At 45.9% G+C, this 21,916-nt stretch carries 23 protein-coding genes; 18 read left to right on the plus strand and 5 right to left on the minus strand.

What is annotated here, in order from left to right:
- Positions 1–88: 88 nt before the first annotated feature.
- The 3 genes from tolC to V1358_RS13305 all read left to right on the plus strand — a co-directional run bounded on the left by tolC (position 89) and on the right by V1358_RS13305 (position 3,134).
- Entirely contained in the window at positions 89–1,450 is a 1,362-nt protein-coding gene (gene tolC / locus V1358_RS13295; protein ID WP_347390562.1) for an outer membrane channel protein TolC, read from the plus strand.
- 125 nt (positions 1,451–1,575) lie between these two features.
- Positions 1,576–2,502 (plus strand): LpxL/LpxP family Kdo(2)-lipid IV(A) lauroyl/palmitoleoyl acyltransferase, encoded by a 927-nt coding sequence (lpxL, locus tag V1358_RS13300; RefSeq protein WP_347393830.1) that lies wholly within the window; start codon positions 1,576–1,578, stop codon positions 2,500–2,502.
- Between the two features lie 59 nt (positions 2,503–2,561).
- Positions 2,562–3,134, plus strand: a complete 573-nt coding sequence (locus tag V1358_RS13305) for a TcpQ domain-containing protein (RefSeq protein WP_347390560.1) — start codon at positions 2,562–2,564, stop codon at positions 3,132–3,134.
- Between the two features lie 3 nt (positions 3,135–3,137).
- On the opposite strand, the gene glnE is transcribed toward V1358_RS13305, so the two are convergent.
- Positions 3,138–5,951: a bifunctional [glutamate--ammonia ligase]-adenylyl-L-tyrosine phosphorylase/[glutamate--ammonia-ligase] adenylyltransferase gene (glnE, locus tag V1358_RS13310; RefSeq protein ID WP_347393831.1), complete on the minus strand. Its 2,814-nt coding sequence runs from the start codon at positions 5,949–5,951 to the stop codon at positions 3,138–3,140.
- A gap of 70 nt (positions 5,952–6,021) precedes the next feature.
- Between glnE and V1358_RS13315 the strand changes: the two genes are divergently transcribed.
- The 6 genes from V1358_RS13315 to ruvX are packed head-to-tail and all read left to right on the plus strand — an operon-like array spanning position 6,022 to position 10,147.
- Complete coding sequence (locus tag V1358_RS13315; protein WP_347393832.1) at positions 6,022–6,912, plus strand: DUF350 domain-containing protein; 891 nt, start codon at positions 6,022–6,024, stop codon at positions 6,910–6,912.
- 14 nt (positions 6,913–6,926) lie between these two features.
- On the plus strand, positions 6,927–7,349 hold the full coding sequence (locus V1358_RS13320) for a hypothetical protein (RefSeq protein ID WP_347390557.1): 423 nt from the start codon (positions 6,927–6,929) through the stop codon (positions 7,347–7,349).
- A 36-nt stretch (positions 7,350–7,385) separates the two neighbouring features.
- Complete coding sequence (gene rsmE, locus V1358_RS13325) at positions 7,386–8,120, plus strand: 16S rRNA (uracil(1498)-N(3))-methyltransferase (protein ID WP_347390556.1); 735 nt, start codon at positions 7,386–7,388, stop codon at positions 8,118–8,120.
- 56 nt (positions 8,121–8,176) lie between these two features.
- Positions 8,177–9,130: a glutathione synthase gene (gene gshB, locus V1358_RS13330; RefSeq protein WP_347393833.1), complete on the plus strand. Its 954-nt coding sequence runs from the start codon at positions 8,177–8,179 to the stop codon at positions 9,128–9,130.
- A 16-nt stretch (positions 9,131–9,146) separates the two neighbouring features.
- Positions 9,147–9,704: a YqgE/AlgH family protein gene (locus tag V1358_RS13335; RefSeq protein ID WP_347390554.1), complete on the plus strand. Its 558-nt coding sequence runs from the start codon at positions 9,147–9,149 to the stop codon at positions 9,702–9,704.
- Positions 9,701–10,147, plus strand: coding sequence for a Holliday junction resolvase RuvX (gene ruvX / locus V1358_RS13340; RefSeq protein WP_347390553.1), 447 nt, complete (start codon positions 9,701–9,703; stop codon positions 10,145–10,147). Before V1358_RS13335 ends, ruvX begins: the two co-directional genes overlap by 4 nt.
- On the opposite strand, the gene V1358_RS13345 is transcribed toward ruvX, so the two are convergent.
- The 3 genes from V1358_RS13345 to V1358_RS13355 form a co-directional block, all read right to left on the minus strand.
- On the minus strand, positions 10,107–10,946 hold the full coding sequence (locus V1358_RS13345) for a hypothetical protein (protein ID WP_347393834.1): 840 nt from the start codon (positions 10,944–10,946) through the stop codon (positions 10,107–10,109). The two genes, ruvX and V1358_RS13345, sit on opposite strands and share 41 nt — an antisense overlap.
- Before the next feature lie 61 nt (positions 10,947–11,007).
- Entirely contained in the window at positions 11,008–12,144 is a 1,137-nt protein-coding gene (locus V1358_RS13350; RefSeq protein WP_347390551.1) for a PilT/PilU family type 4a pilus ATPase, read from the minus strand.
- Between the two features lie 12 nt (positions 12,145–12,156).
- Complete coding sequence (locus V1358_RS13355) at positions 12,157–13,209, minus strand: type IV pilus twitching motility protein PilT (protein ID WP_347390550.1); 1,053 nt, start codon at positions 13,207–13,209, stop codon at positions 12,157–12,159.
- Positions 13,210–13,239: 30 nt separating this feature from the next.
- On the opposite strand from V1358_RS13355, the gene V1358_RS13360 reads away from it, so the two are divergent.
- The 8 genes from V1358_RS13360 (at position 13,240) to V1358_RS13395 (ending at position 20,079) form a co-directional block, all read left to right on the plus strand.
- A complete protein-coding gene (locus V1358_RS13360) occupies positions 13,240–13,929 on the plus strand; it encodes a YggS family pyridoxal phosphate-dependent enzyme (protein WP_347390549.1) in 690 nt (229 codons plus the stop codon).
- A gap of 22 nt (positions 13,930–13,951) precedes the next feature.
- Positions 13,952–14,797 carry a pyrroline-5-carboxylate reductase gene (gene proC / locus V1358_RS13365; RefSeq protein WP_347393916.1) on the plus strand — a complete coding sequence of 282 codons (846 nt, stop codon included), beginning with the start codon at positions 13,952–13,954 and terminating at the stop codon, positions 14,795–14,797.
- Between the two features lie 21 nt (positions 14,798–14,818).
- A complete protein-coding gene (locus V1358_RS13370; RefSeq protein ID WP_347390548.1) occupies positions 14,819–15,352 on the plus strand; it encodes a YggT family protein in 534 nt (177 codons plus the stop codon).
- A gap of 75 nt (positions 15,353–15,427) precedes the next feature.
- Positions 15,428–15,865, plus strand: a complete 438-nt coding sequence (locus V1358_RS13375; RefSeq protein WP_347390547.1) for a DUF4426 domain-containing protein — start codon at positions 15,428–15,430, stop codon at positions 15,863–15,865.
- A 9-nt stretch (positions 15,866–15,874) separates the two neighbouring features.
- Entirely contained in the window at positions 15,875–16,459 is a 585-nt protein-coding gene (locus V1358_RS13380) for an XTP/dITP diphosphatase (protein WP_347390546.1), read from the plus strand.
- A gap of 3 nt (positions 16,460–16,462) precedes the next feature.
- Positions 16,463–17,599 (plus strand): radical SAM family heme chaperone HemW, encoded by a 1,137-nt coding sequence (hemW, locus tag V1358_RS13385; RefSeq protein WP_347393835.1) that lies wholly within the window; start codon positions 16,463–16,465, stop codon positions 17,597–17,599.
- Positions 17,600–17,618: 19 nt separating this feature from the next.
- Positions 17,619–18,143 carry a DsrE family protein gene (locus tag V1358_RS13390; RefSeq protein WP_347393836.1) on the plus strand — a complete coding sequence of 175 codons (525 nt, stop codon included), beginning with the start codon at positions 17,619–17,621 and terminating at the stop codon, positions 18,141–18,143.
- Positions 18,144–18,237: 94 nt separating this feature from the next.
- On the plus strand, positions 18,238–20,079 hold the full coding sequence (locus V1358_RS13395) for a DUF885 domain-containing protein (protein WP_347393837.1): 1,842 nt from the start codon (positions 18,238–18,240) through the stop codon (positions 20,077–20,079).
- Positions 20,080–20,156: 77 nt separating this feature from the next.
- On the opposite strand, the gene V1358_RS13400 is transcribed toward V1358_RS13395, so the two are convergent.
- Complete coding sequence (locus V1358_RS13400) at positions 20,157–21,212, minus strand: PepSY-associated TM helix domain-containing protein (RefSeq protein ID WP_347393838.1); 1,056 nt, start codon at positions 21,210–21,212, stop codon at positions 20,157–20,159.
- 294 nt (positions 21,213–21,506) lie between these two features.
- Between V1358_RS13400 and V1358_RS13405 the strand changes: the two genes are divergently transcribed.
- A complete protein-coding gene (locus V1358_RS13405) occupies positions 21,507–21,914 on the plus strand; it encodes a GFA family protein (protein WP_347390541.1) in 408 nt (135 codons plus the stop codon).
- The last annotated feature ends 2 nt before the right edge of the window (positions 21,915–21,916 follow it).

A 21,916-nucleotide genomic window follows, 5' to 3' on the forward strand; every position in this document is an offset into this window, starting at 1 on the left:
CCTTATTTACGCTTTTACTTTTCAAAAGCGTGCCTAAACACGGTAACATGCAGATAATTCGCTACAAATTCTAAGGACTGTACTGATAATGAAAAAGACACTGTTGACTACCTTGCTTGCGCTAAGCTTTAGCTCTTACAGTCATGCCGAAGACCTATTACAGGTTTACCAAATTGCCCTTGAAAATGATCCTGTTGTTCTTAAAGCTAAGGCAACTGCAGAAGCACAACAGCATAACACAGACCGTGCTCTAAGCGCTTTGTTACCGCAAATTGGTTTCACTATGGGCTACACCAAGTCTGACAGTGATGGTTTCGACATCGATTCAGATACAGGCATGTTGCTAGATGTAAATACAGAACGAGATACATTCACGCGCAACATCAGTCTAAACCAAGCGATTTTTGATTTAAATGCATGGCGTACGCTAGACATCGCAGACAAACAAGCCCTGCAACAAGAAACAGCATACAACTTAGCACAGCAATCTTTGATTGTGCGTGTTGCACAAGGCTACTTCGACGTACTCAGTGCCATTGACACGCTTGAGTTCGTTCAAGCTGAAAAACGTGCAATCGAACGTCAACTTGAGCAAACTAAACAACGTTTTGCGGTAGGCTTAACGGCGATTACCGATGTACATGAAGCTCAAGCCCAATTCGATAACTCTGTTGCACGTGAGATAGTAGCCACTAATGACGTAGAAACAGCGCGTGAAACACTGCGTGAAATCACAGGTAAGTATCACGCTAAGCTCGATACCCTAAACACAGATACGTTCTCAACAGTAAGCCCAGCAAAAGCTAACACTGACTTCGTTGAGCTTGCAAAAGAAAACAACTTAGAACTGCAAGTGTCTAAAGCTACTGTTGATATTGCTAAACAACAAATCGATTTAGCACAAGCAGGCCACTACCCTAAGTTAGTGCTTAATGCGTCATACGGCGACTCGCTGACTGATACGGAGATTGGCGTTGCCGGTAACACTATCAACCGTGACTATATCCCACGTGAAGACCAAGCGAGCATTGGCCTAAACTTCAGCTTGCCAATCTACTCAGGTGGCGCAACGGTTGCATCAACAGACCAAGCGCGCGCATTGTACGTTGCTGCCAGCGAAGACTTAGAAGCAACACTTCGTAGCATCACACGCCGTACAATCACATCATACAACCAAGTTGTGTCAGACATCGCAACGTATAAAGCGCTTGAGCAAGCAGTTATCTCAGCAGAGAGTGCGTTGCAAGCGACAGAAGCTGGCTTTGAAGTGGGCACACGTACTATTGTTGACGTGTTGATCAGCACACAGAACCTATATAACGCTAAACGTAACCTTGCTAATGTGCGTTATCGCTACGTAGTTTCAACGCTTACGTTGAAACAAGCGGCAGGCACACTGACAGCAAAAGATCTGGAAGCTATCAACCAAGGTCTGAAGCCACAAAACTAACCAATTCGGTAAGTTTTAAAACTATTCGCTAATGAAAACAGCGACCTCCAAAGCCAGCTTAATGCTGGCTTTGTCGTCTCAATGACGTATACTGAGCGCCATTAGTAACGTTAAAATTTACGCTTGTGGTAAACAAAACTTCCTTCCAACTCGCCTTTTTTGCTCCAAAATATTGGCCTAGCTGGCTCTCTATTTTTCTCCTGTATACTTTGAGCTGGTTACCTCAATCATGGCAATTAGCCATGGGAAAAATGTTAGGTCGACTGGTACACCGTTTCGTCAAAAAACGTCGTAAAATCGCTGAAGTGAATGTTGCACTTTGCTACCCGAATATGAGCAAAGAAGATCAAGCCAAGTTAGTGTTACAAAACATGGAAAACACGGGCATGGCTATTTTTGAAAGCGCCATGGCATGGTGGTGGCCGCAATGGCGTATCAATCGCATTGTGGGCTCAATCACGGGTTTAGAACACATAGACAAAGCCAATAACGAAGGCTGTGGTGTACTGCTAATGGCACCGCACTACTTACACTTGGAAATGTCATCACGCATCATGGGCACCCAGCGCCAAGCGGTAGGTTTTTATAGACCACACAATAATGCCCTAATGGATTATTTCACGACTAAAGGTCGACTGCGTTCAAACAAATACCTCGTTGGTAAGCGCGATGTCAAAGGCTTACTCAAAGCCATCAAAGACAAAAATTTCTGTTACTACTTACCGGACCAAGATTACGGTAGAAAGCGCAGCGTTTTTGCCCCTTTCTTTGCGGTTGAGCAAGCAGCGAGCACCACAGGCACGCTGATATTTGCATCCGCGAAATACTGCAAAACGTTGAGCATTGAAAGTCGCCGTGATGAACACGGGAAATACCATCTGGCAGTACAACCTGCCCTCGAAAATTTCCCTAGCGGTGATGAGGTGGCCGATGTTACTGCAGTCAACGAACGCATGGAAGAAGCTATCAACAAAGCACCTGAACAGTATATGTGGCTTCATCGTCGCTTTAAAACGCGTCCAGATGAGAATGCCCCCTCGTATTACCGATAAAGTAGTCAGTTATAACAACTCCATCTATGCTTAATAATAATTAATAGGAAGGCAACGCAATGTGGTTTTGGATCAAGCATTTATCTTTGGCATTTATTTTGATTTTTGCCGCAGCCTATTTTCTTTTAGGCGATGGCCCAATGTTCAAAATGCAAGAGAATAATGCCGCGGCATCGGGCTTGTCACAATTTTATGCCAATATCAAAAATTCAGTGCGTAATGCCACTGAACGTGAAAAGTACGTCATTGATTTAGGTGAACCAACGGACGACCTAACGGCCTTGTTAGAACAACGCTTAGGCAAGGTGCAGGAAACGGATATTCGCTGGAAAGGTACTGTGAAGGCGCGTCGCTTTCATGCAGGTGCAACGCTGAAAAAGGCCATGTCTGACTACGCCAAAGAAGAAGGCGTCGCATTTTACTGGTATTTGGGTAAAGACTATGTGGTTAAACACCCATTTCGCGTAGACGACTCATTCGTTTCAACCCTCTACCAAGTGGGCAAAGCCATCGACAGTGACTTTGAGTTCGAAGTGCAAACTTTCTACTGTAATCGCGAGCGCGCAGCCATTATCACTGAGCGCCCTTCTCCTTATATTCGCGAAAACTGCTTAAAGGTCTCGCAATCTTAATGCTCAATTGGGAGGCGTTAAATACGCTTCCCACACCTGTTGCACCGTATTAATTTCCTCTGCCAGCTCAATCTTTGCTATCACTTTATCTTGATTACGCAAGCTCAACACGTGATACAACCCACGGTAGTGGCAGTAAGCATGGATCAACTGCTTTGCCTGCTCATCCGAGATACAGCCACATTGAGCAGCCATTTCCAGAATGCGAATGTTATCCGAGTAGGTTACCAGTTCCGGGTATGTGCGCGCATTGGCAAGCACTAGATATTGAGTAATAAACTCGATATCGGTCATGCCCCCGAAACCTTGTTTTAAATCGAACATCATTTCGCTGTCGCGACTCAAATGCTCACGCATTTTTTCACGCATCTGTACCACATCTTTTACTAGCTCTTCTTGGTCGCGTGCTTGGGTGAGCACTTGTTTGCGAATTTCATCAAAGCGAGTGGCAAGCTCTTCAGTGCCGTAAATAACACGAGCGCGGGTCAGCGCTTGATGCTCCCACGTCCATGCTTGGGTTAACTGATAGTGTAAAAAGCTTTCAATATTAATTGCCAACAACCCCGACGCGCCCTCAGGTCGTAGACGGGTATCCAGTTCATAGAGGATCCCTGAAGTCGTGCGGGTGTTAAACAAGTGCATTAAACGTTGGGCAAGCTTTAAATAAAATTGCCGTGCCGAAATTTGCTTGTCACCGTCAGTAACCGCGTCTCCCTCATGATTGTGCACAAACACCAAATCCAGATCCGAATCATAACCGAGCTCTAAGCCGCCAGCTTTACCATAGGCAATAACAGCAAAGCCCTTGTTTTCAATATCAGTCCCCTGCGGACAGCCAAAACGCGCGACCATTTGTTGCCAAGCCAGATTAACCGCCTGCTCGACGATTGCCTGCGCCAACGCCGTGAGATGGTCGCTTACTTTCATCAATTCGAGTACGCCTGTGGCATCTGCAGCAGCGATACGTAATTGCTGAGTCTGTTTGAATTGACGCAGCGCTTCCATTTGCAACTCTAAATCCTCTTCATCTATGCGCAGAAAGTATTGACGAATTTCGCTGGCATACGCATCCAACGGCAAAGGTTTGTATAGAGCTGCAGGGTCTATCAGGTCATCTAACAAAATTGGATGGTGCGCGATTTGCTCCCCTATCCAGCGACTATGGGCACATAAACGCACCAGTTGTTGTAATGCACCTAAATTCTCAAGCAGTAACTCAAGGTAGGCTGTGCGCGACATGATTTTATCGAGCACATTAGTCACCAGCGCAAACACTTCGCCACTGGCATGGACTTTTTGCAATTGTGCGAGCACTTGCGGCATCAGTTTATCTAAGGTATCACGACCACGTTTACCGATTGGCTTTTTGCTTACTCTGTCTTTGAAATGACTGAGTGGAGTTTGCCAACTTTGACGTTGATGTGGGTCGCTCATCACATCGCTGAGTGTTTCACTGTCGCCATGCTCCCACGCCAGTACATAGCTCGTTTGCACAGGCGCACTTTGCTCAGGTTCAAAGCCAATAACATGTTCAAATTCTTCTCGAATACGAACCATTGCCGCTTCAATCTGCACACGACAAGAGTGCTCAGAGTCCACGCCCAACAAGTAACTGAGTCGCGACCATCCAAGCTCATCCACTGGAAGTTGCTGGGTTTGCTCGTCATTAAAGATTTGCAGGTACTGCTCCACTGTACGTAACAGCGCATAGTCTTGCCAAAGTTGCTGATACTGCGTCTGACTGAACACACCAAGATCTGTAAGCGCTATGAGTGCCGCATGCAAACCCTGCGTTTGTAATTTCGGCTCTCGTCCACCACGAATCAATTGCAGCGCCTGCACCACAAATTCAACTTCACGAATACCACCAGCACCGAGCTTGATATTATCAACTAGCCCTTTACGGCGAACTTCCTGTGCTATTAATGATTTCATTTTTCGTAGTGATTCAATCACAGAGAAATCAATATAGCGGCGGTACACAAAGGGACGTAACATCTGATAGAAGTCATCATGATGCTGGCTATGAGGACCGATTAAACGCCCTTTGAGCATGGCGCAGCGCTCCCACTCGCGCCCTTGCTCTTGGTAGTAATCCTCCATAGCGACGAAGCTCATCACCAACGGCCCACTGTCACCGAAAGGTCGTAACCGCATATCAACGCGAAACACACGACCGTCCACTGTGTGTTGGTCTAGCGCCGCTATCACTTTCTGCGCCACTTTAGTGTAAAACACCTGCGCTTCTACGCTGCGTCGCCCGCCCTGCGTTGAAACCATGCGCGGATAAGTAAAGATAAGGTCGATGTCTGAAGAATAATTAAGCTCAAAGCCTCCAAGCTTTCCCATACCCAGTATCATCATTGGCATCGGTGTACCTTGCTCGTCTAGAGGCTCACCATTAACCTTACTCACTTCGCTGTAGGCCCAGCAATTAGCGGCATCGATTAATGCGTCACTGAGCTGTGACACATAACGCATCGAGTCTGCAATCTCGTTATCACACACCAAATCCAAATAAGCGACGTGTAACCAATGCTTCTGTCGATAAAGGCGTAACTCGCGAAAACATGCTTTTTCATCGATTTCGGTGAGGGGAGCTGAAAATACCTGGCCAGGAGTATGTGACCGCTGTTGTGCGTTTTCTTGCAACCAATCTCCCCACTGGGGATGGGTACTCAATACCTTGTAGGCAAAGTCACTCAGAGCTAAAAGAGTTACTAAAGCCGCACTGTAATTTTGGTGTTTATAAATTTCTTGAAAACGTGTTTCACCAAGTTGTTGTAATGGAATGGGAATAATCTTTGATGCTGGCATGAATAGCTCTCTTTTAAGTTACGGCCAACCGTACTAGAATGAATACAAAAGTTACTCTAATGTTGCCAGTATGACGTATTTTTCCTTGTCAAACGAGTCCTTATACACCTTCGCTATTAGCTTTGTGGCTATTGCTTTGGTGCTTTTTACACTGCGCATATATACCCAAGTCAAAGCACGCCAAGCACTCGCTGTGGAATTAGCACATAGAGATAATTTTGCATTGGGGATCAGTTACGCCAGTTATCTTCTATCCTTGGTACTGATCATCGGTTATTTAATTGACGACTTTTCCTTGGCCCTAATGAAGCAAACCCCATGGAAAGTGCCACTTTTACTGGTGTTAATGTTGCTGTTTGTCAAAGTGGGCCAGGCAATTCATAGGAAATGGATACTTAGCCGCTTCAATGAAGAAAAAGCCATTTTAAAACAAAATGTCTGCGCCGCATTGGTCGATTCAGGCATGTTATTGGGAAATAGTATCGTTGTTATTGGTTTAGTTAACTGGTCACAAACCAATAGCCTATACTCATTATTAGTCGTCTTTGTTAACTTTTTAATGATTCAGGGAATATTTGCCCTAGACAGCAAAGTTCGTGAGGCACAATTTGCTAAATTTAACCAAGGCGCGTCCTTGCAGACCAATTTCACTTTAGAGAATACGTCCATCGGTATTCGCTATGCAGGCAAGTCATTAGGTTTAGCATTGGCCTTGTATGCAGGGCTCGCTAGCGCTGAGTATTACAGTGGCAAAATGGTGGAAAATGTCTTTACATTGGCAGTTCACTGCGGTTTCATGTGGCTAGCAGTAAAGGCCATGACTCGCATTGTGTTGATGATTGTACTTTACAAGGTGAACACAGGTGTAGAAGTCGACCAGCAAGACAATGTGGGCATTGCGGCTGTAGTTTTTTGTGTTTATTGCGCAATGGGCTACCTATTAATTCAATTTTTTACCTAGCAAAGAGGTAGTGAATGGACTTGAGCAACTTTCTCCTGATAGATAGCGATCCGCTGCTCAGCCGTGCCTTTTGCGCACAGGTGAACAGCGAAGAGTTGATTGTTGCTGGTGCTAATACCCGTCATATGGTGAAACTGATGTTTGATCACCAAGCCAAAGATTACTGCTACTGCGATTTTGAAAATGAAATCAGCGTTGCTGAACTTTCCAGCTATATGTCTCGTCACCACAAAATTGAAGGCGTGTTGATATTTGCTGAGATATACGAAGCAGCTGGTAACACCCTCAAATGGATTATCGACTCCCTGCATGAGAATCGCATTCTCATCGTCAAACACCCGACTCACTACGAATACAAAAAGTTAGACACTGTGTTTCGTAAGAACCACTTAAGCTGTAATCAAGACCCTGAGACACTTGCGCATTTAGGCGACTAGTTTAGACTGTCGGCAAAGCCCCGATAGAGCAAGTTTATGAGAATTCCACACATTTATGAGCCAATGCCATTGAGCTTAGGCACCGACGTTGAATTAGGTGACGATGCCGCCGGTCATGTTGGCCGCGTTCTGCGTATGCAAAGCGGCGATCAGGTGAGCTTATTTAATGGCGAAGGTGGTCAGTATCTTTGCGAAATAGTGCAGACGAGTAAAAAACAAGTCATTGTAAAGCCAATAGAATTCAGTGATTTCGAATGCGAGTCGCCACTATCAATTCACCTCGGCCAAGTCATTTCTCGTGGCGATAAAATGGATTTCACCATTCAAAAGTCAGTTGAATTGGGGGTGAGCGAAATCACTCCCCTTTTCAGTGAGCGTTGTGGGGTCAAACTCGCCGCAGACAGACTTGAGAAAAAACATCAACAGTGGCAAAAAATAGCCATCGCAGCAGCTGAACAGTGCGGTCGAAACCGAATTACCACTATTCATCCTCCCATTTCATTGGAACAGTGGCTCACTCAGCAAAGCGATGAAACCAAACTCACGTTGCACCCGCGTGCCGAACACAGCATCAAAACACTGGCGACACCCAGCACAGGCGTGCGCTTTTTGGTGGGCCCTGAAGGCGGTTTTACCGATGAAGAAATCGCAGCGAGTCACAACAATGGCTTTATTGATGTTCGTCTCGGTCCACGCGTACTGCGAACAGAAACAGCAGCATTAACGGTCTTAAGTGCATTGCAATTAGAGTTTGGTGATTTAGCCAATTGATTTTTTAACGCGCCAACCCCATAACAGAATTAGATATTTAGTAAGCGAGCACAGCAATGGCAATAAAACTCGGCATAATTAGTGACCCTATCTCAGGATTTAACATCAAAAAAGACACTGGCTTTGCCATGATGTTAGAAGCGCAAAAACGTAACTACGAACTGTATTACATTGAAATGGATGACTTGTTTTTACGCCAAGGGCAAGCCTATGCTCACGCCGCTCGCGCACAAGTATTTAACGACGTAAACAAGTGGTACGAGTTAGAGCCGCAGCAAGACATTGCTCTTGCAGACCTTGATATCATTTTGATGCGCAAAGACCCACCTTTTGACACCGAGTACATCTACGCGACGTATATGCTTGAGCGTGCTGAAATGGCTGGTACGCTTGTGGTGAATAAGCCACAAAGCTTGCGTGATGCAAACGAAAAGCTTTACACCGCGTGGTTCAGGGAATTTACACCTGACACATTAGTCACGCGCTCCGCGAAACAAATTCGTCAGTTTTTAGCAGAGCATGGCGACATTATTCTTAAACCACTCGATGGTATGGGCGGTGCGTCGATTTTCCGCGTGAAGGAAGATGACGCCAATATCGGTGTGATCATTGAAACACTTACTGAGCACGGCAGCCGCTATGCAATGGCACAAAATTACATTCCAGCGATCAAAGATGGCGACAAACGCGTATTGGTAGTTGACGGCGAAGTCATTCCTTATTGCCTTGCACGTATTCCGCAAAACGGTGAAACCCGCGGTAATTTGGCAGCTGGCGGGCGTGGCGAAGTTCGTCCGTTAACCGATGATGAGCGCCGAATCGCAGAAGCGCTGGCACCGACGCTGAAAGCCAAAGGTTTGTTGTTTGTGGGTCTAGATATCATTGGCGATAAACTGACAGAAGTGAATGTAACAGCGCCTACGTGCGTTAAAGAAATTGAAGCTGAGACCGATATTTCTATTACAGGCCAATTTTTTGATGCCTTGGAGCGTAAGCTCAAAGACGTTTAATGTGAGGTATATGCCTATGCAATCATTAACTAACCATTTTCTGGTGGCGATGCCATCACTACAAGAACCGTTTTTTAAGCATGCCGTGGCGTATATTTGTGAGCACAACGACGAAGGCGCGATGGCGCTGGTTATAAACCAGCCCATTGACGTTACCGTTGGTGAGCTGCTCGATAAGGTCGAAATCGACAACGATAAATCAGCGCAAGCGGCTGGAAATCAAGTGTTTGCCGGTGGCCCTGTAAAAACCGATCGCGGTTTCGTATTACATACGCCAAAACCTGGTTATACCTCGTCACAAAGCCTCAGCTCGGAGATTATGATCACCACCTCCAAGGATGTACTTGCAAGCCTCACCACCAGTGACGCTCCACAGGACTTTATCATCACCCTTGGTTATGCGGGCTGGTCAGAAGGTCAATTGGAGAAAGAGTTGCTCGAAAACTCTTGGCTTGTTATCGAAGCTGATCCAGCCATTATTTTTAATACCCCAGTCAGTGAACGATGGCACAAAGCTATGGCGCTGGTTGGTATAGATGCAGACAGGCTGAGCCTTGAAGCAGGACACGCATGAGCAATTCAACAAAAGAAGTCGGTCAACGCAGCGTAATGGGCTTTGACTTTGGCACCAAAAGTATTGGTGTGGCCATTGGTCAGGAACTCACAGGCACGGCCAATGCGCTAAAAGCAGTGAAAGCCCGTGATGGCATTCCCAATTGGGACGATATAAAAAACATGGTGCAAGAGTGGCAACCTGACCTATTGGTCGTGGGCTTACCCTTGAATATGGATGGCACCGAACAGGATTTAACCCACCGCGCTCGTAAGTTTGCGAATCGCCTGCACAACCAAACCGGGTTACAAGTGCAAACCCAGGATGAGCGTCTCACAACAGCAGCGGCAAAAGAGCAATTGTTCGCACAAGGCGGTTACCGTAATCTACGAAAAGACAATATCGACAACGCCTCAGCAGTGCTTATTCTTGAGAGCTTTTTTGCCCATACCCTTGGCTATTAATCACAGTTACTTTGGTTAAATCAGGGATAAAGCCTGCCTCTTTGTAGGCTTTACTTATTCTTCCTTGCTCACGCAATATCGCTAACCCCTTTTGCAAAGCGGCGAAAGCTTGTTGACCATGCGGGTGTTTTTTCGAAATAACAAAATGGCGACTGTCTTCGATAAGGACAACTAAATTTGCATTCGCTTTGAGTGCAATGTTCTCCAGTTGGTAATAGTTATTGTACTGAGGCATCATCGGCATCAACATAAAATCAACCCATTGCATCGACACCATACGCGCTTGAGCAAGCCACTCATCTTCTCTGACTAGCTTTTTCAGCGGCAATTGCTCAAGAGTCTGCCAATCACTGCGCCAACGCGGAGTAGAAACCGCACTGAGCGCAGCGAAGTCATTGATGTGCTTGCTCTGCTGAGCACCTAGATTGTCTGGGTGACTGTATACTCCAGCATAATACTCGCCAACGCGAATCACAGGGGCGGAAATATAAACATGCTCCTCAATTGCTTGCGCATCTTGCAACCAATAACTATCGAAGCTAATCAGCAATTGTCCTTGCTCAAGCATGCGGGTATTGCGAAAGTTGATCTTGCCACTGTGGTATTCGAATTGCGGCTCAAACCCACCTAACTTCAGCGCTTGTTGCGCCAAAATCATATCAACAACATCACGGCGTATACGTTTAGTGGAAAATTCAGAAATAGATAAAGGCGAGCGACCGTCTAAAAATGCCACATAATCTGTGAGCACATCGTCGCGAATATAGATATCAATCTTCGACTCAACGGCGTGAGTCATGGGCATACATAAAACAAAAATCAGCAGGCAGAGCACAACTCTGCCCACTAGATTAGAGGGTTTACTCGTCAATTTCGCTGTCGTTAAGACCATCAACAGTAACACCTTGCAAGAAACCTGAACCCTGCTGTTCGTTGTTGCGCAGTTTAATCATCAAGCGTAAGTCATTTGGCGAGTCTGCATGGTGCAGTGCATCCGCATAGTTAATACGCTTTTCTTGATAATGCTTAAACAAGGCTTGGTCGAAGGTTTGCATGCCCATCTCGGTTGATTTTGACATCACCTCTTTAATGGAACCTATCTCACCTTTCTTAATAAGTTCAGCCACCATAGGTGAGTTCAATAATACTTCGATGGCAGCAACACGACCTTCACCATCAGCCGTTGGGATCAATTGCTGAGCGATGATTGCGCGTAGGTTCAAGGCTAGATCGTATTTAAGCTTTTCATGTTTTTCTTTAGGCACAAGGTGCATGATACGGTCGATTGCTTGGTTGGCGTTGTTGGCGTGCAATGTCGCCACACACAAGTGACCTGTTTCTGCAAAGCTTAGTGCATATTCCATAGTCTCTTGCGAGCGGATCTCACCGATAAGAATCACGTCAGGAGCCTGACGCAATGAACTTTTAAGCGCCGCTTCAAAACTTTCTGTGTCTAACCCTACTTCACGCTGGGTAATAATACTCTTATTATGTTCATGGACGAATTCAATCGGGTCTTCAATCGTGAGGATGTGACCTTTTTGATGGCGGTTACGGTAACCCAATAAGGCCGCCAATGATGTCGATTTACCGGTACCTGTACCACCCACAAACAGTACTAAGCCACGCTTTTTCATGATCACATCAGTCAACACCGATGGTAAACCCAAGGCTTGAACATCTGGAATGGTCGTTACGATACGACGAATAACCATCCCGGCTTGGTCACGCTGCCAAAAAGCCGATATACGGAAACGGCCTTCCTCAGTCGAAATCGCAAAGTTACATTCTTTTGAATTGTGGAACTCATTGATTTGTTTGTCAGTCATTGCTGACTCAACCATGGTCAGAGCTTCGTCGTCACTTAAGACATAATCGTCAAGCGGCGTCAGTTCACCATTTATTTTTGCACTCACAGGCAGATGAGTGGAAACAAATAAGTCTGATGCCTCAAGGACAATCATCTGTTCTAGATAGTTTGATAACGGCTGTAACATCTTTAACCTATTCTACTGCTGGCTTGAAGCGCCAAATTGTGATTTATCATGTGCTTTTGCTTGTGCTGATTGCGTGCTAATAAGTCCGCGGTTTAGCAAGTTTTGTAAACATTGATCCATGGTTTGCATGCCGTGCGCAGCACCCGTTTGGATTGATGAATACATCTGAGCAATTTTATCTTCACGGATCAAGTTACGAATCGCTGGAATACCAATCATGATTTCATGCGCCGCAATACGGCCACCGGAAATCTTCTTCAATAGTGTTTGCGAGATAACCGCTCGTAGTGATTCTGAAAGCATAGAACGTACCATGTCTTTTTCTTCACCCGGGAATACGTCAATAATACGGTCAATGGTTTTTGGCGCTGACGTGGTGTGCAACGTACCAAATACAAGGTGACCGGTTTCTGCGGCAGTCATCGCAAGGCGGATTGTTTCCAAGTCACGAAGCTCACCCACTAGAATTACATCCGGGTCTTCACGCAGTGCGCTTCGCAGGGCTGCGTTAAAGCTGTGGGTATCGCGGTGCACTTCACGTTGGTTTATCAAGCTTTGCTTGTTTTGGTGCACGAATTCGATAGGGTCTTCAATGGTGAGGATATGGTCATGGCGCGTGTTGTTGATGTAATCAACCATGGCTGCCAAAGTTGTTGATTTACCAGAACCTGTTGGCCCAGTTACCAACACCAGACCACGCGGGTTATCAGAGATACTTTTGAAAATCTCTGGAGCGCCCAAATCTTCGAGTGTCAGTACTTCGTTCGGGATGGTACGAAATACAGCAGCTGGCCCACGGTTAGTATTAAATGCGTTAACACGAAAACGAGCAAGGTTCGGAACTTCGAACGAGAAATCCACTTCGAGGTTTTCTTCGTATTCTTTGCGCTGTTTATCGTTCATAATGTCGTAGACAAGCCCATTAACCTCTTTGGCTTCCAGCACAGGTATATTAATGCGGCGTACGTCACCATCGACACGGATCATCGGCGACACACCAGCAGAAAGGTGTAAATCCGAGGCCTTGTGTTGCACACTAAAGGCCAATAATTCGGTAATATCCATAATAGGACTCCACAACTAACTGATAACTTTATGGTTACAATAGCAGAACGACTCGATGCCGCCTATGACAGAATAGCCCAAGCGGCAAAAAAATGTGGGCGTGATTACAAAGACATCAATTTAATTGCTGTATCTAAGAAAAAACCCTTAGAAGATATTTTAGCGGCTTTTGCGCATGGTCACCGAGAATTTGCAGAATCCTATGTACAAGAGGGAGTTGAAAAAGTACTCCAACTTAAAGAACATAAGAATATAGTATGGCACTTTATCGGCCCGATTCAGAGTAACAAGACTAAGCTGATCGCCGAAAACTTTACTTGGGTGCAAAGTGTAGACCGTGAAAAAATCGCCAAACGCTTAAACGAGCAGCGTCCTAATAACCTAAAACCGCTCCAAGTGTTAATCCAGGTTAACATTGATAACGACGAAAATAAGTCAGGTTGCAGTGTTGAAGAACTTCCTAAACTCGCAGAATTTATTCATAACTGCCGCCAATTGGAGCTTCGTGGCTTGATGGCAATCCCCGCACAATCAATGAGTTTCGATACGCAATTGCAATCTTTTGCGCAATTACGTGCTTGCTTTGATAAACTAAAGACCCAATATCCACAACTGGATACCTTATCTATGGGTATGAGTGCAGATGTGGATGCGGCGATTGCCGCGGGCTCAACTATGGTTCGCGTTGGCACTGCTATCTTTGGCGAGCGTCAACAATAATTAAATTGAGTCGCACATTCGAATAACACAACAATTTGAGGGTTCTATGTCACAAAAAACCATCGCGTTTATCGGTACTGGAAATATGAGCTACGCCATCATCGGCGGTATGGTAAAAAGTGGGTTTGCGAAAGAGCAAATCATTGCCACCAATCGTAATCAGGAAAAACTCGCGAAGGTCGCTGCTGACTTTGGTGTACAAACCACCTCCGACAATATTGAAGCGTTGCAAAAAGCGGATGTTATTGTGCTGTCAGTGAAACCGCAAATGATGGCGGAGCTGGCGAAAACCTTCACCGATGCTGGCATCGACTTGGGCGACAAAGTATTTATCTCAGTAGCAGCCGGTATCACCGTCAAACGCTTACAAGAAATGCTCGCTCACCCAGTGAAGATGGTTCGCTGTATGCCAAATACACCTTCCCTTCTTGGTCGTGGCGTGTCGGGTCTATTCGCCCATGGGACAGATGAACAAGAAAACCAATTCATTGAAGAAGTGTTTAAATGCACAGGTATTGTCGTGTGGGTTGAGCAAGAGTCACAAATAAACGACATCATCGCGGTAACGGGTTCATCACCGGCATATTTCTTCTTGTTTATGGAAGCCATCGAGCAAAAAGCCATTGAGCTTGGCTTCAGCGCAGAACAAGCACGCACACTGGTTCAGCAAACCGCTCTCGGGGCTGCCGAAATGGCACTGTCACAAACCGATATCAGCATTGCTCAACTACGTGCAAACGTGACATCAAAAGGCGGCACGACACACGCAGCGGTTGAGCATTTAAAAGCTCAAGGTTTAGTGCAAGACGTAGCTGGTGCTATGGACGCGTGTATTGCACGCGCCCAAGAAATGGAAAAAGAAATTTAATTTTTTACTGAGGCTTACTAAATGAATGCCATGCATTTTCTAGTTGGAATAGTGTTTGACCTATTCCTAATGGTTGTATTACTGCGTTTTTGGTTACAAGCAGTGCGTGCTGACTTTTATAATCCATTGAGTCAGTTTGTCGTTAAGGCCACCAGCTTTGCAGTCAATCCTCTGCGCAAGGTTATCCCTGGTTTAGGCGGTTTAGACCTTGCTTCGCTAGTATTGGCATTCATCGTCGCCTTTGCCAAAGTAGCCACATTACTCCTGTTGTTTAGTAATGCGTTCAGCGTACAAGCAGTGTTAATTTCAGGCGTATTTACGCTGGTAAAAGAAGCGCTGCAATTGCTGTTTTGGGTGCTTATCATCCGCGCTATCTTGAGTTGGGTCAGTCAAGGTTACAACCCAGTTGAAGCGATTTTCCATCAACTTACAGAACCTATGCTACGCCCTATCAGAAAAATCATCCCGCCAATCGGTGGCTTGGACTTGTCTATTTTGGTGCTCATTATAGGTTTACAGTTCTTGCAATTTTTACTGATGGATTTAGTCGCATAATCATGTTGGGCAAGCACTCGCTTGCCCCACTTTCTGATACACTTAAAGAGTTCAATTCACAAAGGAGTAGCAGCTATGAAAGCTTTGCTAACCGGTCTTTTTTTAATTGCTCTGTGGGCATTGCCAAGCCACGCTGAACAGCCTAGCGAGCAAGGTGGTCAATATAAAAACCTGGGTAACTGGCAAGTGCACTACATTGCCTTCCCTTCAACCTCTATCCCAGCGCAAGTTGCACGCAGCTATAAGCTAGAGCGTGCTGGCGACAGAGCGCTGATAAATATTTCAGTTTTACAAGATGATAAAGCGCAGGCCGTTGAAATCAGCGGTGTCGCTAAGAACCTTGTTGGCCAAACAGAGGAACTCTCGTTTCAAGAGATCAAAGAAGGCGAAAGCATCTATTACATCGCGCAAATGCGCTTTGATAACGAAGAAGTATACCGCTTCGAAATTACCCTAACGCAAGGTAATACTGTTGAAGTGCTGCGCTTTCACCAAAAACTATACGAAGATTAAGGCGAATACATGACAACTTGGGTGCTTGCAACAGGCAACAAAGGCAAAGTTGCCGAGCTTAGCGCGCTTTTGAGCGACTTAGATATAACGATTAAACCGCAGAGCGACTTCAACGTTGGCGATGTAGCTGAAACAGGCACCACCTTTGTGGAAAATGCCATCATCAAAGCGCGTCATGCCAGTGCGCAAACGGGATTACCTGCAATTGCAGATGACTCAGGTTTGATTGTCGATGCACTCGATGGCGCACCAGGGGTGTACAGCGCCCGTTATGCAGGTGACGGTGCAACAGACGGTGACAATATCGATAAGCTATTACAGCAGATGCAAGGTCAGATGCACCGCAGCGCCCGTTTTTGCTGTGTACTCGTACTCATGCGCCATAAAGACGACCCATTGCCACTCATTTGCCAGGCGACTTGGGAAGGTGAGATCACTGAATCGCGAAGTGGCTTGGAAGGGTTTGGTTACGATCCTGTATTCAAAGTCGCAGGCATGAACAAAACCAGTGCTGAATTAACCAAGGAAGAAAAAAACGCCATCAGCCATCGTGGTCAGGCGTTACAACTGCTACTTTCGCAATTGCAGGGTTAACACGTGACCCTGCCTCCTCTTAGTCTTTATATTCACATCCCGTGGTGTGTACAAAAGTGCCCTTACTGTGACTTCAATAGCCATGGTCAAAAGGGCCAAAATATTCCCGAGCAAGAATACGTTCAACACCTGTTGAGTGATTTACGCAACGATGCGCACCTGAGCGCTGGTCGCCCTATTCACAGCATTTTCATCGGAGGCGGCACGCCTAGCCTACTTTCTGGCGACGCCATGCAAACCTTGCTCGACGGTGTGCGCAAACTAACACCACTCACAGATGATGCCGAAATCACCCTTGAAGCGAATCCAGGAACGGTAGAGACAGGCCGCTTTAGTGAATATGTGCGTGCTGGCGTCAATCGTATTTCCATTGGTGTGCAGTCAATGCAAGAGGATAAACTCAAAGCATTAGGGCGCATACACAGCAGTGATGAAGCAAAGAATGCCGCTCAACAAGCTCATGAAGTAGGCTTGCGCAGTTTCAACTTAGATTTAATGCACGGCTTACCCGGGCAAAGCATTGACGATGCGCTGAGCGACTTGCGCCAAGCCATTGCCTTAAATCCGCCGCATTTATCTTGGTATCAACTGACCATAGAACCCAACACCCAATTCTACTCTAAACCGCCTAAGTTGCCCGAAGACGACACCTTGTGGCAAATCCAAGAGCAAGGCCAAGCCATGCTGCGCGAGGCTGGCTACGCGCAATATGAAATATCTGGTTACGCAAAACCTGGCCATCAATGTCAACACAACTTGAATTATTGGCGTTTTGGCGATTATATAGGCATTGGCTGTGGTGCTCATGGCAAAATAACCAAACCGGATGGCACCATAATGCGTACCGAGAAGGTTAAACACCCGCGCGGCTATATGGATTTAACCAAGCCTTATTTATATCGCGATTGGACGGTTAGTGAAGAAGAGCGTCCGTTTGAGTTTATGATGAACCGTTTGCGCTTGGCGGAGCCATGCCCGATAGAGGATTTCCAAAAATACACAGGGCTGGCCTTAAGCCAAATCGAAGAGCAACTAGCAGACGCACAGCGACAAGGGTTACTGAGCCGTAATGACACCCATATTTGTGTCACAGAACGCGGTCATCGCTATCTGAATGAACTGTTGGAAATGTTTGTATAACATCCTAGGAATAACAATAATGAAAATGACAGGCTTGCTTCTTACTTTGGTTTTACTCTCTCCATTTGCACATAGCAAAGAAGCCAAGCCCGTCATTAATGGTTTTGGCAATTACTTTGATGTGCCAAAGCATGCCCCTATCACCGCTGACACCAAGTTCAAAATTGCCTTCGATGTTGCCCCTGCAGCAAAAGCCGGACAACAAAATAATTACATGAATTCCTTAGCGCGCTTTATCAATATGCACGTTGCGCATGGCGTTAAGCCAGAGAATATTGAGTTAGCCTTGGTGGTACACGGCGATGCATCGGTGGATGTACTTGCCAATGAGTACTACCAACAGCGCTTCGATGCTCAGAATAAGAATCAGGATTTAATCACCCAGTTATTGAAAAACAACACGGTGGTGTATGTGTGTGGCCAATCGGCGACATACCACAAAGTGAAGCCAGAGCAACTGATCCCTGGGGTACAAATGGCGCTTTCAGCCATGACGGCCCACGCTCAACTGCAACAACAAGGCTATACACTAAACCCATTTTAATAATGCGCGTGACTGCGCACAGAAATAATCCATTAATTTTGTGGTGCGTTTTGCACCACACAACTACAACAAGCGAAAGGATAGGTAATAAACTATGCGTAAGCTAACACTTATCGCGGCTACAATCAGTGCCGCACTTTTGGCAGGCTGTCAAAATACGCAAAGCACAAGCGCGGCAGCAGAAGCACCCGCACCGGTGCAGCAAGTTGCGCAAAGCGAAGTAGAAAAAGCCAATGCATTTTTCGAAGAAGTATTCATGCGCAACGTTATGCGCAGCCCGACTTACCAAACGTATATGGGCATTAAAAAAGATTACGATAAGTGGGATGACGAAAGCGAAGAGCGCGCATTAGAAGATCTTGCGCTTGCCAAAGCTGACCTTGAAACGCTAAAAACCATTAATCGCGCAGCGCTTGATGCAACGACACAAGTTAGCTACGACCTTATGCAGCAAAACCTTGAGCAAAGCATTGCGGATTTCCAATGGCGCTACCACAACTACCCTGTGAACCAAATGTTTGGTACTCACTCTATGGTTGCCGCGTTCTTAATCAACCAACACACAATCACCAATGTTGAAGAAGCAAACGCCTACATTTCACGTTTAAATGGCGTGCCTAAGCTTTTCGCTCAACTTGAGAAAAACTTAGAAACTCGCGCGGACAAAGGCATCATTGCACCTAAGTTTGTTTTCCCTCACGTAATTGAAGCAAGCCAAAACATCATCAAAGGCGCACCTTTCGGTGGTGAAAAAGACTCAACGCTTCTTGCTGATTTCAAACGTAAAGTGAACAAACTAGAAATCGCTGACGAGCAAAAACAAGCGCTGATTGGCGAAGCTACAGAAGCACTGAAAGTGTCAGTTAAACCAGCTTACAACAGCTTGATCAGCTACTTACAGCAGCTAGAAAAGCGTGCTGATGACCGTGATGGAGCGTGGAAATTCCCAGAAGGCAAAACTTTCTACAACACCATGCTTGAGCGCACAACAACAACCGATTTAACAGCCGATCAAATCCACGCGATTGGTCTTGCAGAAGTCGCACGTATTCACGATGAAATGCGTGAAATTAAAGACAAGGTTGGCTTTAAAGGTGATCTGAAAGCGTTCATGGAATTCATGAAAACTGACAAACAGTTCTACTACCCAGACACTGAAGCAGGTCGTGACGCATATCTTGCAGAAGCTGTGCGTGTGATTGACGATATGAAAGGCCGCCTAGACGAGCTGTTTATCGTTAAACCTAAAGCGGACCTTAACGTGAAACGTGTTGAAGCGTTCCGTGAAAAGTCAGCAGGTAAAGCATTTTATCAACAGCCTGCGCCTGATGGCTCACGCCCAGGTATTTACTACGCAAACCTCTACGATATGGAGGCAATGCCAACATACCAGCTAGAAGCACTTGCATACCACGAAGGTATTCCAGGTCACCACATGCAGTTAGCTATCTCACAAGAACTTGAAGGTATTCCAAGTTTCCGTAAATTTGGTCGCTTCACAGCCTACACCGAGGGTTGGGGACTTTACTCTGAGCTACTACCGAAAGAAATGGGCCTTTACCAAGACCCGTACTCTGATTTTGGTCGTCTAGCCATGGAGCTATGGCGCGCATGTCGTCTTGTAGTTGATACCGGCATCCATGCTAAGCGTTGGACCCGCCAACAAGGTATCGATTTCTATGTAAACAACACGCCTAACGCAACATCTGACGCCGTGAAAATGGTTGAGCGTCACGTGGTGATGCCTTCACAAGCAACCGCCTACAAAATCGGTATGCTGAAAATTGTTGAGCTGCGTGAAGAAGCGAAAAAAGCACTAGGTGATAAGTTCGATATTCGTGAGTATCACGATGTAGTTCTTAAAAATGGTCCTGTGCCATTGAACCTACTAGAAGAAATGGTTGCCCAGTGGGTTGCTAAAAAACAAGCTGCGTAATAGCGCATTGAGTTAAATTAAAACGCCGGTCCAAGACCGGCGTTTTTGTTACTTTTTTAACACCGCGTTGGCCCGCGTTATTTTCTACCGCGCCACATCACAATACCTGATACTACAAACAGCACTGGCATTAGGCTTAGCAACAACCAGACAAACTGCACTATCGGCCCAGCAAAATCACCGATATGAAACTTGTATTTGAAATTCCATACCTGAGTAGCCGCATTGGCATTCGCGCCGTCGTAGGAATTAATGATCTCAGCACTATACGGGTTTACCCACACCCAACTAAAAGCATGACTCTCTGAGGGCTGCTGTAGGCGCAGCGCCATTGGCTTATTTTCTTCCTTAGGGAAATAAATACGCTGCAAATGCGCATCGGGAAATACTGTTAAGCCCACTTCAATTGCTTGTTGTAACTGCCATTGTCCCGCTGCTTCAATGTCATCAATGCGCGGACGAGACTCTACTTCTCCGGGCGTAAAAGCACTGACCACGGCTTGAGTGGGCGTTTTCCAATTAAAGGCGATGCCTGAAAACGCAATCAACAGCAAAGGTAAAGTTGTATACACCCCCAGCACGTGGTGCACTTGGCGGTTAATGACCCTGGCCTTGGCACGCTTATTAATTTTCAAACGTTTGAGTCTGTGTTTGGGTTTCACCCACATGTAAAAGCCAACTAACATTACCAGCATAAAGCCCAAAGCCATGGTAGACACCCAATTGCGCAAGGGCATATTGCCTTTATCAGTGCGCCACAGCAGCCAGCGATGCAAGCCCATGCTAAAGCCATACAAGGTGCTGTAATAATCGTACTGATAGAGCACCTGAGCACTACTTGGGTCTATGCTTGCGTAGCTGCCATCAGATAACTGTGCCTGCCATGCCCAGCGAGGATCTTTTTCCATGCTTACTAAGTTGAGGTCATGTCCAGTTTGCTCCTTCACACGACTTCTTAATGTGTCGACATCCACTGTTTGCTCAGCAGCTGAGGCGCGCCATAGCTGCGGGTTAACTGCCAGTTGAATATCCTTGGCATAAATAAGTAGCGCACCAGTGACAGACATAATCACAAGGAAAACACTGATCACCAGCGCTAAGGTCAGATGTATTTTTCGAGATAGGCGCTTCACACTACGAATCCATTAGCGAACAAGCGGACAATACTAAATGATAATCAGTATCATTTAAACATTTTAAGATGGAATTTTATTTCTATCTTTTACAATAAGAATTGGCTGACCAAGATTTAAAGGTTTTGCTATCAGCACCTTATATGACAATAATGAGGATGAAGCGCTGTTCACCGAAATAACCGCTGCACTCTTGTGTCTCTCATAGGTCGCTGGTGCTCTGGTCTTTGAGCAGTAAGGCTGCGTGTCATTTTACGAAAAGAAGACAAGGTAAAATTCATAGGTAGGTTAATTATGAGCAAACACATTACAGGCGGTTGCTGTTGCGGTGACGTCACCTTTAAGGTTGAAGACGATTTTAAAATGTTTTTCTTTTGCCATTGTGAACAATGCCGAAAGCTTACCGGCTCAGCCCATGCATCCAACCTATTTACCGCACCCAACAATATCGAATGGACCAAGGGGCAGGAAAAAACCAAACGTTACGAGCACCCTACTCGCGCTTTTGCTCGTGTTTTTTGCACCAATTGTGGCTCAGGACTGCCCTTTTTGACTCAAAACGGAAAATTTCTTATCGTTCCAGCGGGTAGTTTAGATGAAGAACCTACCAAGTCGCCTGACGCGCAAATCTTTTGTGATGAACAAACACACTGGCACCAAAGTGGACTTGCTGCGAACAAGGTAGCTGGATTTCCAAAGTAACC

This window comes from Pseudoalteromonas pernae (assembly GCF_039831865.1).
Lineage (GTDB): Bacteria > Pseudomonadota > Gammaproteobacteria > Enterobacterales > Alteromonadaceae > Pseudoalteromonas > Pseudoalteromonas pernae.